Annotated in this window: 12 protein-coding genes and 1 pseudogene; 2 read left to right on the top strand and 11 right to left on the bottom strand. The window is 72.6% G+C overall.

The window, feature by feature from the left end:
• Position 1: 1 nt before the first annotated feature.
• From ACZ6TD_RS26515 to ACZ6TD_RS26505, 3 genes are all read right to left on the bottom strand, one after another.
• Positions 2 to 787, bottom strand: a complete 786-nt coding sequence (locus ACZ6TD_RS26515; protein ID WP_471342156.1) for a GntR family transcriptional regulator — start codon at positions 785 to 787, stop codon at positions 2 to 4.
• 168 nt (positions 788 to 955) lie between these two features.
• Positions 956 to 1,309 (bottom strand): VOC family protein, encoded by a 354-nt coding sequence (locus tag ACZ6TD_RS26510; protein ID WP_471342155.1) that lies wholly within the window; start codon positions 1,307 to 1,309, stop codon positions 956 to 958.
• Between the two features lie 32 nt (positions 1,310 to 1,341).
• Positions 1,342 to 2,103, bottom strand: a complete 762-nt coding sequence (locus ACZ6TD_RS26505) for a phosphoglyceromutase (RefSeq protein WP_471342154.1) — start codon at positions 2,101 to 2,103, stop codon at positions 1,342 to 1,344.
• A 127-nt stretch (positions 2,104 to 2,230) separates the two neighbouring features.
• Here ACZ6TD_RS26505 and ACZ6TD_RS26500 point away from each other — a divergent pair, with 127 nt between their 5' ends.
• On the top strand, positions 2,231 to 3,556 hold the full coding sequence (locus ACZ6TD_RS26500) for an MDR family MFS transporter (RefSeq protein WP_471342152.1): 1,326 nt from the start codon (positions 2,231 to 2,233) through the stop codon (positions 3,554 to 3,556).
• Positions 3,557 to 3,587: 31 nt separating this feature from the next.
• On the opposite strand, the gene ACZ6TD_RS26495 is transcribed toward ACZ6TD_RS26500, so the two are convergent.
• The 6 genes and pseudogenes from ACZ6TD_RS26495 to mshA all read right to left on the bottom strand — a co-directional run bounded on the left by ACZ6TD_RS26495 (position 3,588) and on the right by mshA (position 10,584).
• Positions 3,588 to 5,609: a M48 family metalloprotease gene (locus ACZ6TD_RS26495; protein ID WP_471342150.1), complete on the bottom strand. Its 2,022-nt coding sequence runs from the start codon at positions 5,607 to 5,609 to the stop codon at positions 3,588 to 3,590.
• Positions 5,606 to 6,289, bottom strand: a complete 684-nt coding sequence (locus ACZ6TD_RS26490) for an RNA polymerase sigma factor (RefSeq protein ID WP_471342148.1) — start codon at positions 6,287 to 6,289, stop codon at positions 5,606 to 5,608. Before ACZ6TD_RS26490 ends, ACZ6TD_RS26495 begins: the two co-directional genes overlap by 4 nt.
• On the bottom strand, positions 6,282 to 6,557 hold the full coding sequence (locus ACZ6TD_RS26485; protein ID WP_471342147.1) for a hypothetical protein: 276 nt from the start codon (positions 6,555 to 6,557) through the stop codon (positions 6,282 to 6,284). Before ACZ6TD_RS26485 ends, ACZ6TD_RS26490 begins: the two co-directional genes overlap by 8 nt.
• Before the next feature lie 138 nt (positions 6,558 to 6,695).
• Positions 6,696 to 8,439 (bottom strand): annotated as a pseudogene (locus ACZ6TD_RS26480) (glycoside hydrolase family 55 protein).
• A 179-nt stretch (positions 8,440 to 8,618) separates the two neighbouring features.
• On the bottom strand, positions 8,619 to 9,230 hold the full coding sequence (locus ACZ6TD_RS26475; RefSeq protein ID WP_471342146.1) for a type III secretion system chaperone family protein: 612 nt from the start codon (positions 9,228 to 9,230) through the stop codon (positions 8,619 to 8,621).
• Positions 9,223 to 10,584 (bottom strand): D-inositol-3-phosphate glycosyltransferase, encoded by a 1,362-nt coding sequence (gene mshA, locus ACZ6TD_RS26470; RefSeq protein ID WP_471342144.1) that lies wholly within the window; start codon positions 10,582 to 10,584, stop codon positions 9,223 to 9,225. Before mshA ends, ACZ6TD_RS26475 begins: the two co-directional genes overlap by 8 nt.
• A 208-nt stretch (positions 10,585 to 10,792) precedes the next feature.
• On the opposite strand from mshA, the gene ACZ6TD_RS26465 reads away from it, so the two are divergent.
• On the top strand, positions 10,793 to 11,605 hold the full coding sequence (locus ACZ6TD_RS26465) for a methyltransferase domain-containing protein (RefSeq protein WP_470003400.1): 813 nt from the start codon (positions 10,793 to 10,795) through the stop codon (positions 11,603 to 11,605).
• On the opposite strand, the gene ACZ6TD_RS26460 is transcribed toward ACZ6TD_RS26465, so the two are convergent.
• Together ACZ6TD_RS26460 and ACZ6TD_RS26455 are read right to left on the bottom strand one after the other, a co-directional pair.
• Positions 11,568 to 13,091, bottom strand: coding sequence for an APC family permease (locus ACZ6TD_RS26460; RefSeq protein WP_471342143.1), 1,524 nt, complete (start codon positions 13,089 to 13,091; stop codon positions 11,568 to 11,570). The two genes, ACZ6TD_RS26465 and ACZ6TD_RS26460, sit on opposite strands and share 38 nt — an antisense overlap.
• Before the next feature lie 140 nt (positions 13,092 to 13,231).
• Positions 13,232 to 14,080: a helix-turn-helix transcriptional regulator gene (locus ACZ6TD_RS26455; RefSeq protein ID WP_471342141.1), complete on the bottom strand. Its 849-nt coding sequence runs from the start codon at positions 14,078 to 14,080 to the stop codon at positions 13,232 to 13,234.
• Between the last annotated feature and the right edge of the window lie 25 nt (positions 14,081 to 14,105).

Genomic DNA, 14,105 nt, shown 5'->3' with positions numbered 1-14,105 from the left:
GTCACCACCTCTTCAGGGGGGTGGTGAAGACGAGTTCCGTACGGTCCCCGCACAGCGTCACGTCGGAGACCTCGACGACCCGATCGTCGACGTCCGTGCAGATCTTCCGGAGGACGATCACCGAAACCCCCTTCTTGAGGCCGAGCGCCTCCGCCTCCTCCACCGTCGGCGGCCGGGCCGTGATCCGTTCCTCGATGCGGTCCAGCTCGACGCCGATCGTATAGAGCTGATTCTGGGTGCCGCCGGGCCAGGGCTCATGGGCGGCGTCGAGCAGGTCGGGGTTGGCGGCCACGACGTCGTGGACCAGGTAGGAGTGCACGAGCGCGAACGGCGCGTCCTCCTCGCGGCAGTTGGTGCGGTAGATCCGCTCCAGCAGCCGCGTGCCCACGGGGACCCCGAAGACCGGTGCCAGGTCCTCGTCGGCCTTCGCGTCGCGGTACTCGGCGTGAAAGGCGAGGTCACCGACCTCCAGCCCGGTGTCGTGCTCGGTGGACCCGGTGCGCAGCCGCTCCGCCTTGGACCGGCGGGCCCGGTCCTTCTCCCACTGGTGCCGCTCGTTGCTCCGCTCGACCCGCCGGCGCGGGGTCCGTACGAACGTCCCCACCCCGTGCCGCCTGTCGATCAGCCCCTCGGCCACCAGTTCCGACAGCGCCCGCTGAAGCGTCGGCACGCTCGTCCGGTACCGCGCCGCGAGCTTGTCCTCGGCCGGAAGCCGCTCCCCGGGCCCGAGCTGACCTGCGCGGATGCTCTGCCGCAGGGCATCCGCGAGCTGCTCGTACTTGGCCATGCTCAGCTCACCGTCCCAGGCTGCGCGGACCCTTTCAGCCTAAGTCCTCAAGACGTCTTGAGGACTGGCCCCAGGGCCGAACGGGGGCCACCCAAGTGATCAAGCCCCCTACTCGCGGTGAAACCGTGGGTAGGGGGCTTGATCGTTCGGGCGCGCTCTCAGGAGTGCTTACTGACGCCGTTGGCCAAGGACGCAGAACTCGTTGCCTTCGGGGTCCGCCATGACCACCCACGACTGGTCACCCTGACCGATGTCGACACGCTTCGCGCCATGAGCCTCGAGGCGAGCCACCTCGGCGTCCTGGTCATCCGGCCTGAAGTCGAGATGCAGCCGGCTCTTGGCCTGCTTGTTCTCCTCGATCCGGACGAAGTCCAACCCTGGCAGGCGATCCGGCTCCGGGCGGATCTCGAACTCGTCATCAGAGGAGTAGACCACAACCCAGCCAAGAGCCTCGGCCCACCACTGCCCCAAGGCCGCCGGATCCACCGAGTGAACGATTACCTGTTCCCATTCCAAGGTCATCCGCTGATCCTAGGGGCTTGGACGCGTGGGGCTTACTTCTTTTTGCCCTGGTTCTTGACCGCCTCGATGGCGGCCTTCGCCGCGTCCGGGTCGAGGTAGGTGCCGCCCGGGTTGACCGGCTTGAAGTCGGTGTCCAGTTCGTAGGAGAGGGGGATGCCCGTCGGGATGTTCAGGCCCGCGATGTCGGCGTCGGAGATGCCGTCGAGGTGCTTGACCAGGGCGCGGAGGGAGTTGCCGTGGGCCGCGACCAGGACCGTCTTGCCCGTGAGCAGGTCCGGGACGATGCCGTCGAACCAGTACGGGAGCATGCGGACGACGACGTCCTTGAGGCACTCCGTCTGCGGGCGCAGCTCCGGCGGGAGGGTCGCGTAGCGCGGGTCCTCGAACTGGGAGTACTCGGCGTCGCGGTCCAGCGGGGGCGGCGGGGTGTCGTACGAGCGGCGCCACAGCATGAACTGCTCCTCGCCGAACTCGGCGAGGGTCTGGGCCTTGTCCTTGCCCTGGAGCGCGCCGTAGTGGCGCTCGTTGAGGCGCCAGGAGCGGCGGACCGGGATCCAGAGGCGGTCGGTGGCCTCCAGCGCGAGCTGCGAGGTGCGGATGGCGCGCCTGAGGAGGGACGTGTGGAGCACGTCGGGGAGCAGGCCGGCGTCCTTCAGCAGCTCACCGCCGCGGACTGCCTCCTTCTCGCCCTTCTCGTTCAGGTTGACGTCCACCCAGCCGGTGAACAGGTTCTTCGCGTTCCACTCGCTCTCGCCGTGGCGGAGGAGGATCAGCTTGTACGGTGCGTCGGCCATGCCGTCGAGCCTACTGGACCGGTCTGAGGGCGTCGGTTGACGGACCCCGTCAATTGACTGGCGGGGCCACGTCAAGGTCAGTAAGTTGCGGCTGCTGGTTGTGGCACTTACAGGGGGGAGTCGTCCGGTGTCCGTCGTCCGACTGAGGCAGGCCGCCAAGGAGAGCGTCTCGGGGTTGCCCCGGGAGTTCTGGTGGCTGTGGACCTCCACGCTGGTCAATCGGCTGGGCGGGTTCGTGGCCACGTTTCTTGCCATGTACCTGACCGTGGATCGAGGCTATTCGGCGATGTTCGCCGGGCTGGTCGGGGCGCTGCACGGGCTGGGCGGGGCCGTGTCGGCGGTCGTCGCCGGGGTGCTGACCGACCGGCTGGGGCGGCGGCCCACGCTGCTGGTCTCGCAGCTGTCGACGGCGGTCACGGTCGCCACGCTGGGGTTCGTCCAGAACCCGGTCGCCATCGCCGTCGTGGCCTGTCTGGTGGGGATGACCAGCAACGCGTCACGGCCCGCGGTGCAGGCGATGATCGCCGACATCGTCGCGCCCGGGGACCGGGTGCGGGCCTTCGCGCTCAACTACTGGGCCATCAACCTCGGCTTCGCCGTCTCCGCGGCGGCGGCCGGGCTGATCGCGCGCCATGGCTATCTCACCCTCTTCCTGGCGGATGCCGGGATGACGCTGCTGTGCGCGGTCATCGTCTTCGGCAAGGTTCCGGAGTCCCGGCCTGAGCGGGACGGTGCGGTGGGCTCGCTGGAGTCGGAGCCGAAGCCTGAGGTCGGGTTGGGTACGGTGCTGCGGGACCGGCGGTTCATGGCCGTGGTCGGGCTGTCGTTCCTGGTCGCGACCCTCATCCAGCAGGCGTTCGTGGCGCTGCCCGTGGCGATGGGGGCGGACGGGCTGTCCAGTACGGACTTCGGCGTCGCGATCGCGACGAACGGCGTGCTGATCGTGGCCGTGCAGATCCCGGTGACGCGGTTCCTCGAGCATCGCGATCCGGCGCCGCTGCTGACGGTGTCCGCGCTGCTGACCGGCGTCGGGTTCGGGCTGACCGCCTTCGCCGGATCGGTCGGGATGTACGCGCTGGCCGTATTGGTCTGGACGATCGGCGAGATCATCAACACCCCCACCCAGATGGGGCTGGTCGCCCGGCTCTCCCCGACCCATGGGCGCGGCCGCTACCAGGGGATGTACACCCTGTCGTGGTCCCTCGCCTCGCTCATCGCCCCGCTCGCGGGCGGCACCGTCATGGACCGCTTCGGCGCGGATGCCCTGTGGGCGGCCAGCGCCGTGGTGGGCCTCGTGGCGGCCGGGGGGTACGTGGCGCTGGGACGCGCCCTGCGGAGCCGGCCTGCGGCCGGGGAGTCCGGGGGTGGAGTGGGTGCGGCTACGGCTACGGCTGGTGAGGTTGGTGCCGCCTCCGGTGGTGGGGTGCCTGTGGTTCGGGCGGGCTCCTCGTAGCGGGGCGGGCGGGGGCTGCCTCCGGTGGGGATCAGGGGGTGGATCTCGGGATGACCGGCTCGATGTGGATGCTCGGCACTGAGCGCGGGGGCAGGCGGTACGTCGGGGGCGTCGGCCACGCCGGGAAGGTGGGCCGCTGGTAGGTCGGGTACGGAGCGGGGTCCGTACCCGTGCCGCCGCCCGGCTGGTAGCGGTCGTTCCAGCGGGTCACCGGTGTCCCGGGGTAGCTCGGCTCGTCCCGGTTCGCCCATAGGACGAGCGTCAGCCCCGTCATCCCCACCAGCACGGTGAGCGCCAGCGCGCGTACGGCGGTGATGCGTCGGCGTGCGGGGCCGGTGGCACCGGGCGCGATGCTGATCCGTCGCGCCTTCTCGACCGGTGTCGGCTCGTCCGCCGCACCCCCGGCCCTGCCGGTGGTGGACAGCGGCGCGCGCTCGTCCACCCCCAGGGCGGCCAGGTGCAGCCCCAGCCGCTGGGGCTGGCCGGGGAGCCGTACGGCGGTGTCGGCCCAGGTGCGGATCGTCTCGGGGGCGATGCCGTCGGGCGGTACGAGGATGCTGGGGCCGGTCCAGTTCATGGCCCAGTACGCGGTCCCCCGCGCGACAAGCCGCGCCCCGATCAGTACGGCCAGGGCCTCGGCCAGGGGGGCGAGCGGGTCCTGTTCGGTCTGATCGCCACGGGGCGTTCGCTCGCCCTCGGGCAGCCGGGCGATGAGCGCGCGGGCCAGCGGCATCCGGCGGCCGCCGTCCAGCAACCGCAGCACTCGGTGGATTGTCAGCGTGTCCGGCTCCGGTTCCGTTTCCGGCTCCGGTTCCGACTTCTGTCGTCGGCCCATCCCCTCCGTCTCCTCCACCCCGCGCACCGCCTCCGCCAGCGGGGTCAGGATCCGTGTCGCGCGGTGCTCCGCCAGCTCGGTGAGCCAGTCCCGCCAGGGCACTCTCGTGCCCGCGTCCGGGCCGGACAGCAGGACGCGGCCCAGCGCGACCGCGTACCGCGGCTGTACGGAGAGCTGCGCGGGGAGAGGTTCCAGGGAGGGGAGGGGCTCAACTCCGGGCTGCCGCGCGGGCAGGCGCGACAGCCGTTCCAGCCGGACGGCCAGGGCCGGATGCGCGTCGTCGGGGTCCGCGGGCCGCTCCACGGCGCGGGCGCGCAACGCGGCCATCGGCTCCCGTAGTTCGGGCGCCTCGACCATATGGGCGAAGGCGCGGAACGGATCGTCGGGGATCCGGCCCGTCGCCCGGCGCATCGGGGCGAGGAAGTCCGCGAGGAACTCCTGCCACGCCGCCCCCAGCGCCACCGTGGAGCACAGCGCGTCGGCGACGGCGCCCGGACCGGCCACCCGCGCCGCCTCGCGATCGGCCTCCAGCTCCTGCCGCCGCCGGACCGGGCGGGTGAGCCAGCGGAAGACATGGGTGTAGAGGCCGAGCAGCAGCAGCGGCACACCCGCGTACAGCCGCACCAGGTCGTTCGCGGCCGAGGCGTCCTGGATCGCCTGCCGGGCGGCGACCAGCCCCGCCGCGCCCCGGTGGGCGACCGCGCCGAAGCGGCTGTGGCGGCCGGAGAAGTGGCCCAGCTCATGCGCGAGGACGGCGCGCAGTTCGGCGGGCGACAGACCGGCCAGCAGGGGCAGCCCCAGGTAGAGGACGCGTCGGCCGGGGGCGAGGCCGAGGAGTGGCGCGTCCTCGGTGACGGAGGCGTTGACCTCGGCGGTCACCTTGATGTGGCCGGGCGGCCGGGTGCCGACGTCGCGGGCCAGCTCCTCGACCGTGCGCCATAACTCCGGCGCCCCGCGCCGGGTCACCGTCACCGCGTCCTCGCGCGGGGCGGCGGGGCGGGCGGTGCGGATCACCGCCCACACCATGCCGAAGACGATTGGGGCGAACGCCGCGCAGGCGGTGACGACAGTGGTGGGCGGCGTCGTGGCCTCCGGCGTTCCCGCGGTCCATAAGGCGGCCACGAGGAAGGCCGCCCAGAGCAGCACCATGGCTGCGACCAGCGCGTAGAAGACGGCGAGCAGGGCGAGGGCGAGGAGCGCGCGGGCGGTGGCGATCATCGACGCCCCCGGATGCCGTCGCCGCCGGCCCCGGTCCCGCCCCGCACCGCCCGGCCCTCGTCCCTGAACCCGGCCGACAGCCACTCCGCGGCCCCGTACAGGGCCACGCTCAGCGGGTCCTTCGGGGCGCGGGTCAGGAGGCGCTCGGTCGCGCGGCCCAGCTCCGGGGAGACGTCGAGCAGCAGGCTCAGCCGGGCGCGGGCCTTGTGGAGGTTGCTGCCGACGCTGCCGACGGAGATGCCCAGTTCGGCGGAGATCGCCTGGTAGCTCATGCCCTCGAGCGAGTGCATGACGACCACCTGGCGCTGGCGCGGCGGCAGCGTGCCGAGGGCGCGCAGGGCGGCCAGTGCCTCGGCGGTCTCCTCCACGCTCGCGGTCGTGGCGGCCGGGACGGTCAGCTCGACCGGCTTCCAGCGGAACCACCAGCGCCGCCCGTCCCGCGAGAGCTTGCGCCGCATGGTGGTGGTCACCCACGCCTCGGGCGAGGCGCACGCCCTGACCTCGGGCCAGCGGCGCATCGCCTCGATGTACGCCTCCTGCACGGCGTCCTCGGCGTTCTGCCGGTTGTCGCTGAGCATCACCGCGCGGGCGGCCAGCCAGGGGTAGGTGCGGGCGTAGAAGGCGTCGAACTCCTCCTCGGGCCGCCCGCCGCGGGTGGTCTCCTCGACGGTGTCACTCACCTCGGTCGCCCCCGTCCCGCTCGGCCCGCTCGCCCCGACCCTCCGGCTCGTCCCGGCCCTCCGGCCGCCGCCGTATGGTCAGCGCCGCGCCGTCGGGGCGGCGGTCGGTGAGGACCGTGCCCGGCTCCGTTCTGTTCACCAACTCGGCCAGCGTGCGCGCCCGGAGCCGTTCGCCCGAGCGCGCCGCGAGCCAGCGGATGACGTCCCCCATCAGCCGTAGCACCCCCACTGTCACGACCGTTGCCACCGTGAGCCACGGATTGTCCATGAGCACCGTTGTGTCTCCTCTTCATGGTTCCCGGCCGGAGCCGGTTCACCATGAAGAGCCCTCATGGACCGTATTTCTTCACCGCGTTTCTCACCGTGTTTTCCGGGAGGTGTGAGCGGGAGGTGCCAGCGGGTGGTGTCAGCGCAGGGCGCGCTGTGCCTCGTACAGGTTGCGGGGGTGGACCGCCTCCGGGTGGCCGTAGGACTCGATACGGGAGTGGAGCGGACCGGGGAAGTCCGGGACGTCGATCTGGCCGAACTGCCGGACCTCGCTGATCCCGACCGTCGCGCTGTACGGCGCGATGTCGTCGATCCTGACGCACCCGGCCCGCTGATTGGTGACCGTGACGTTCCAGTGGGCGAACCGCGCACCGTAGAGCGGACCGGCGCTCGCGTCGCCGCCGTGCGACCCCGTGTTGTCCACGGTGATCTCCGTACGGACGTTGGCGAAGGGCATCCCGCGGTGGGTGTCGAAGGTGCCCATCTCCATCCGGCCGCGCGACCAGACGTTGTAGCTGGACAGCCCCTCCACATTGATCCCGTGCAGCTGTGTCCCCGCCGGGGCCGGGACGGTGCGCTGGGCCAGGACGAAGTCCTCGACGAGGTTGTCGTGCGAGCCCTCGCGGCAACAGTAAGGATGGTGGCTGCCGCGGCCCGTCACCCGGGTGCGGCGCAGGGTGCACGCCTTGGCGGCGACGAGCAGGAAGCCGTTGTCGACGTTGTTGACGGTCACGTCGTCCACCCAGCAGTCCCACGCGCACTGCAGCGCGACGCCGTTGTACCCCTTGTCCAGCAGGTGCTGCGCCTGCGGCGTCTCGACGACGTCGAGGGTGATGCCCTCGACCCCGGAGCCGGTGACCGGGCGCACCAGCGTGGTGAACCGGGGCTTCCAGTCGGGCCGGGCGTCGAGCGGCAGCGGACGGTCGAGGGTCACCCGGCGGCGCCGCCGGTCGACGGCGACGACGCGGCACGGCCACTCATAGGGGACGTACGAGGTGAGCTTGGTCTTGTCGGTCCAGACGTAGTCGGCGGCGCCCTCGACATCACCGGCCATATGGGCCAGCAGCGAGTGCGCGTCGTCGTCGGCGAGTTGGAGCAGCACGCGGTCGCCGCGGCGCAGGGCGGACGGGTCCTCGACGGTCACCGTCCAGTCGCCGCGGCGGGCGGGGGCGGCGACATCGGTAAGGGTGTGCCACTCGTCGCGCCGGTTGCCGGTCCAGCCCTCGAACGGCCATGCCTGGGGCCCGGATCGCGTCGGTGAGGGAGCGCCGGCGGGCGTCCGGGCAGATCCAGATGAGCCCGCCGGCCCAGGACCAGGACGACTTGTTGCCGCCGTAGCGGCTGCCGTACGGGCCGATCAGCTCGGTGAGGTTGCGGGTCGCGTGGAGGGTGGTGCGGCCGCTGCCCGCACCGCGCAGCACGACGTTGTCGTAGCCGAGGCGGATGACGTCGTCCACGCGGTACGTCCCGGGCGGCACCAGCACCGTGCCGCCGCCGCGGCGCCCGGCCGCCGCGATGGCGCGGTTGATCGCGGGGGCGGCGTCCGCGGAGCCGTCGGGCCGGGCGCCGAAGGCGCGGACGTCCGCGACGACGGGCAGGCGGGGGAAGCCCGTGCGGCCACCGAGGTATCCGGCGCGGCCGACGTACGGGATCTGGGGGTGGTCGTACGGCCGGGCGCGGAACTCACGCCAGAGGGCGGACGTGCGGGCCCCGCCGGACGTGCCCGTCCCGCCGGACGTACGGGCCCCGCCCGGCGTACGCGGTGCGGCGGCCGCCGCGTCCGTGGCGGTCAGGAGCGGGGCGCCCGCCCCCAGGAGCGTGGCGCCCGCCGCCAGGCCCATCGCACCGCCGAGCAACTGCCTTCTGCCGATCTCCGTGCCCATGAGCCAGCCCCGCCTTCCATGGATGTGAACGCAGTTCAGGTGAGAGACGGCGTGAGAATGCCATGGGGCAGGGGCGCGCGGAAGGGGTCGCGTCAGGATGGGTGAAGGTCAAGCAGATATGGGCGGAGGTCAAGCAGAAAGGCAGGCGTGGGACGAAGGCGGGGCCGGGACCCGGTCGTTCACTTCGCCGCATCCCGAGTCAGATTGCTGAACGCCTCAAGATTCCGCGTCGATTCGCCCCGCGAGGTTCGCCACGCGTACTCCTTGCGAATGGCCGTGGCGAACCCCATCTCCAGCAGCGTGTTGAAGCTGCCGTCGGCGTTCTCCAGCACCGTGCCGAGCAGCCGGTCCACCTCCTCCGGGGTGACGGCCGCGAGCGGCAGCTTGCCCACCAGATAGATGTCGCCGAGCTGGTCGATGGCGTAACTCACCCCGTACAGCCGGGTGTTGCGCTCCAGCAGCCAGCGGTGGACCGCCGCGTGGTTCTCGTCCGGGTGGCGGACGACGAAGGCGTTGACCGAGAGGGAGTGCCGGCCGACCCGCAGCGAGCAGGTGGTCGACAGCTTGCGGGTGCCCGGGAGCGTGACGACGTAGGTGCCGTCCTCCGGGCTCTCCCACTCCAGTTCGGCCTCGTTCAGCGTCCGCTCGATGACGGCCCGCGGGTGGGCCTCGGGGGCGGTGTCGGCCTTACGGTCGGCCTCGGGGGCGGTGTCGGCCTTACGGTCGGCCTGGGGCCCGGCCTCGCGGTCGGCCTCGGGCCCGGCCATGGAGTCAGCCTTGGGGTCAGCCATGGGCCGATCGTAGGCGACGCCGCTCGCGCATCGCCTCCGCGTACACCTCCGCCGTGGCGGCGGCGGCCGTGTCCCACCCGAAGGACTGGGCGTGCCGGGCCGCCGCCGCGCCCATCCGGTCCGACCGCCCCGGGTCCTGTACGAAGGGGCGCAGGGCGCGGGCGTAGTCGGCGGGGTCGTGGCCGTCGATCAGCGTGCCGCTGACCCCGTCCCGTACGGCCACCGGCAGACCGCCCACCGAGGCCGCCACGACCGGGGTGCCGCACGCCTGCGCCTCGATGGCCACCAGCCCGAACGACTCGCTGTACGACGGCATGACCAGCACGGACGCCGCCCGGTACCAGTCCGCGAGCTCGTCCTGCGCACAGGGCGGCCGGAACCGGACCACATCGCAGATCCCCAGCCGCGCCGCCAGCTTGTGCAGCCCCTCGGGCTTGGCCAGGCCGCTGCCGCTGGGGCCGCCCACCACGGGCACGACCATGCGCTCGCGCAGCGAGGGGTCCTCCTCCAGGAGGTGGGCGACGGCGTGCAGCAGGATGTCGGGGGCCTTCAGCGGCTGTATGCGCCCGGCGAAGAGGGGGATCAGCGCGTCGGCCGGGAGCCCCAGCCGGGCGCGGGCGGCGGCCCGGCCGTCGGTGGGCCGGAAGCGGTCGAGGTTCACCCCGGGGTGGACGACCGCCACCAGCTCGCGCGCCGCCTCGTAGTGGCGCACCAGCTCCTCCGCCTCCTCGGCGGTGTTGGCGATCAGCCGGTCGGCGGCGCGGACGATCTGCTGCTCGCCGATGACGCGGGCCGCGGGCTCGGGGGTGTCGCCCGCCGCCAGCGCGGCGTTCTTGACCTTGGCCATGGTGTGCATGGCGTGCACCAGCGGCACCCCCCAGCGCTCGGCGGCCAGCCAGCCGACGTGGCCGGAGAGCCAGTAGTGGGAGTGGACGAGGTCGTAATGGCCCGGCCGGTGCCCGGCCCACGCCTGCGTGACGCCGTGGGTGAACGCGCACAGCTGCGCCGGGAGGTCCTCCTTGGCCAGCCCCTCGTAGGGCCCGGCGTCCACATGCCGGACGAGCACCCCAGGGGCGAGCTCGACGGCCGGGGGCAGCGCGGCGGTGGTGGCCCGGGTGAAGATCTCCACCTCGATGTCGATGGCGGCCAGGCGCTTGGCCAGCTCCACGATGTAGACGTTCATCCCCCCGGCGTCGCCGGTGCCGGGCTGGTGCAGCGGCGACGTGTGGACGCTGAGCATCGCGATCCGCCGCGGCCGCCGTGGAATGCGGCGAAGCCGCTGGTGGGGCGGGGCGCCGAACGGTATGTGGGACCGGCCTCGCAGGCCGCCGAGCCGGGACGCGTGCTGGCTCACCGAGCGTTACCTCCTTGCCGGGGCGGGCTCCCTCCAGGGTGTCAACACCGGAACGTGTGGTTCCCATTTCCGCTTTGCCAAAGCGTGACGTACTGATATCCGACGGCCACTCCCCGCCCGCCCCGGTAGGCTCCCCGTCCGCCCCGGCATGGGTTCCCCGCCCGCCCCGGAACAGGCTCCCCCTCCGCCCCGGCATAGGCTCAGCGCCATGCCCGCCCGCGTTCCCCCGCCGTCCCGTCCGATCGGTTCGGCGACCCGCGGGACCACCAACCCCAACCGGCTGCGACGGATGGACCGGTGGATCGCGGCGGCGCACGGACCCGCGCTGCGCCGGGCCGCGGAGGCGCCGGTGGCGGTGGACCTGGGCTACGGGGCGGCCCCGTGGACCGCCGTCGAGCTGCTGGACCGGCTGCGGACCGTACGGGCCGGGGCCCGCGTGGTGGGGGTCGAGATCGACCCCGGGCGCGTGCTGGCCGCGCGGCCGTACGAGCGCGAGGGGCTCACCTTCGCGCACGGCGGCTTCGAGGTGCCGCTGCCCGGCGGGGCCCGCCCGGCGCTCATCCGGGCGGCCAATGTGCTGCGGCAGTACGAGGAGGGCGAGGTCGCCGCCGTGTGGCGGCGGCTGTGCGCCCGGCTGGCGCCCGGCGGGCTGCTGGTGGAGGGCACCTGCGACGAGATCGGGCGGCGGCACGTGTGGGTCGCGCTCGACGCGGCGGGCCCGCGCACCGTGACCTTCGCGGCCCGCCTCGGCTCCCTGGAACGCCCCTCCGACCTGGCCGAACGGCTCCCCAAGGCGCTGATCCACCGCAATGTGCCGGGCGAGCCGGTGCACACCTTCCTGCGCGACTTCGACCGCGCCTGGGCGGCCGCCGCCCCGTACGCGCCGCTCAGCGCGCGTCAGCGCTGGATACGCAGCGCCCAGACACTGCGCGCGGAGGGCTGGCCGCTCACCGACGGCCCGCGTCGCTGGCGTCAGGGCGAGGTCACGGTGCGGTGGGAGGCGGTGGCCCCCCGGGGCTGACGGCGCCGTCCGGGCGGTCTCCCGTGGCAGCGTCCGCCACGACCCGGGCGCCGCCTTCCGTGTCGGGATCGGCCCCCGCCGCGTACTCCTCGCTGATCTCCTTCGGGCCGAACGGCCACACCTTCTCCGTCCGCGCCCACAGCACGAACGCCACGCACCCCGCCGCGACCCAGGCGAGCGACCACTCGATGGGGTGCCGCCCGGGGGAGTTCTTGTCCGCGTAGCCGTAGATCACCAGCCAGCCCACCAGCGCCACCACGCTCGGCAGCGGATAGAGCCACATCCGGTACGGCCGCCGCAGGCCGGGCTGGCGGCGGCGCAGCACCGTGACGGCGACGACCTGCGCCAGGGCCTGCACGATCACCATGACCGTGGTCAGCAGTTGGATGAGCGTGGCCAGATCGGTGTGGCGGCCGATGAGGAAGCCGATCGCCGTCACGACACCCATCGTGGCCAGGCCCAGCACGGGGAAGCGATGGCGCGGGTGGAGCGTGCCGTACGGGCGGAAGAAAACCCGGTCGCGGGCGGCGTCGTACGGCACCCGGGAGCCGCCCAGCAGCCCGGCGAACACGGACGCGAAGGCCGTGATGAGGATGAGCACGGTGACGACGTCGGCCGCGCCCTTCCCCCAGGTCTCCTCCAGCACCGCCGAGGCGACGGACTGGGCGGCCACCGAGTCGGGGTCGGTCATCTCGTGCCAGTCGACGACCCCGAGGGTGCCGATCTGGAGCAGCAGGTAGATCCCCATGATCCCGGCGATCGAGGTGACGATCGCCCGCGGCAGGGTGCGGCCGGGGTCCTTGATCTCGGCGCCCATGTACGCGGCGGTGTTGTAGCCGAGGTAGTCGTAGATGCCGATGGTCAGGCCCGCGGCGAAACCGGTCCAGAAGTGACCGCTGGTCAGTTCGAAGGCGTGGTCCGGATAGGTGAACGCCAGCCCCGCGTCGAAGTGGCTGAAGGCCGCCACGATGACCAGGACCACGGAGGCGATCATCACGCACCACATGACGGCCGTGATCCGGGCGATGTGCTCGACGCCCCGCCACAGCAGCCCGATGACCAGGACGATGACGCCGAGGCCGACCAGATCGCCCTGGGTCTGCGTCATATCCGGCCACAGATAGCCCAGATACTGCACCAGACCGACCACACCCGTGGACATGATCAGCGGGATGAACAGCATCGCCGTCCAGACGAACAGGAACGGCATCAGCTTGCCGCTGCGGTACTGGAACGCCTGACGCAGATACACATAGCTGCCCCCGGCCCCGGGCAGCGAGGCGCCCAGCTCGGCCCAGATCAGCCCGTCGGCGAGCGCGAGCACCGCGCCCGCGACGAAGCCGATGACGGCCTGTGGTCCGCCGAAGGCGGCGACCATGAGGGGGATGGTGACGAACGGCCCGATGCCGCACATCTGGCTCATGTTGATGGCGGTCGACTGGAACAGGCCGATACGGCGGACGAATCCGCCCTCGGTGCCGGACATCCGGACCTCCATTGCCCTCTGGCGCCACTGGCGCCACTGTGGGAGGGAATGAAAGTAAGGAAAGTTTCCAGTCGCGTCAAGGAGGTGGGACGCGGCAAAACGCGGTCCCGCCGTTCAGGGCACCGCACCGCGCCCCGGGCTCAGGCCACCGCCGCCGCGCCCGCCAGCACCTTCAGCGCCTCCGCCGTCGCCGACCCCGCGTCGGCCGTGTACGTGCACAGCATCTGCCCCGGGTCCGCGGGCAGTACGAACGCCTCGAACCGCAGCACCAGCTCCCCCGCCTCCGGATGGCGGAACCGCTTGACGCCCCGCGTCCGCTCCTGCACCGCCTGCGCCTCCCACCGCCGCCGGAACTCCTCGCTCCGCTCCAGCAGCTCATGGGTCACCCGGCACACCCGTGAACTGCCGGGGTGGCGGCCGGTCTCCGCGCGCAGCCCGGCCACCGTGTCATCGGCGACCTCGGCCCAGTTCGGATGGATCTCCTTCAGCCGGGGGTCGAGGAAGACCAGCAGCGGGCCGTTGCGCCGCTCCTCGGGGATCGCGGCGTAGTCGATGCCGAGCCGGGTGCCGAGGGTGTTCCAGGCCAGGATGTCCATCGCCGGTCCGTAGACATAGGCCGGGACGGTGCCGTCCATCGCGTTCAGCAACTGCTGGATCTCCGGCCGCACCCGCGGCCGCGGATCGGGGTCGGGCTCCTCGGCGCGCCGCCGGGGCAGCGTGATGTTGCGCAGATAGGTGTGCTCGGACGGGGTCAGGCGCAGCGCCCGCGCCAGTCCGCCGACCACCGAGTCCGAGACGGCCGGGGCCCGGCCCTGCTCGATACGGGTGTAGTAGTCGACGCTGATCCCGGCCCGCTGGGCGACCTCCTCACGGCGCAGACCGCGCACCCGGCGCCGGACGACCCCGTCCGGCAGCCCCAGCTCGGCCGGGTCGAGCGCGGCGCGGCGCGACTTGAGGAACCCCTTGATCTCCGGTTCGGAATGGCCCATTCGTTCATTATCCGCGCGCCGCCGG

This window comes from Streptomyces yongxingensis (assembly GCF_055597465.1).
The sequence above is the reverse complement of the archived record's forward strand: the minus strand, read 5'-3'. Positions and strand labels throughout refer to the sequence as shown.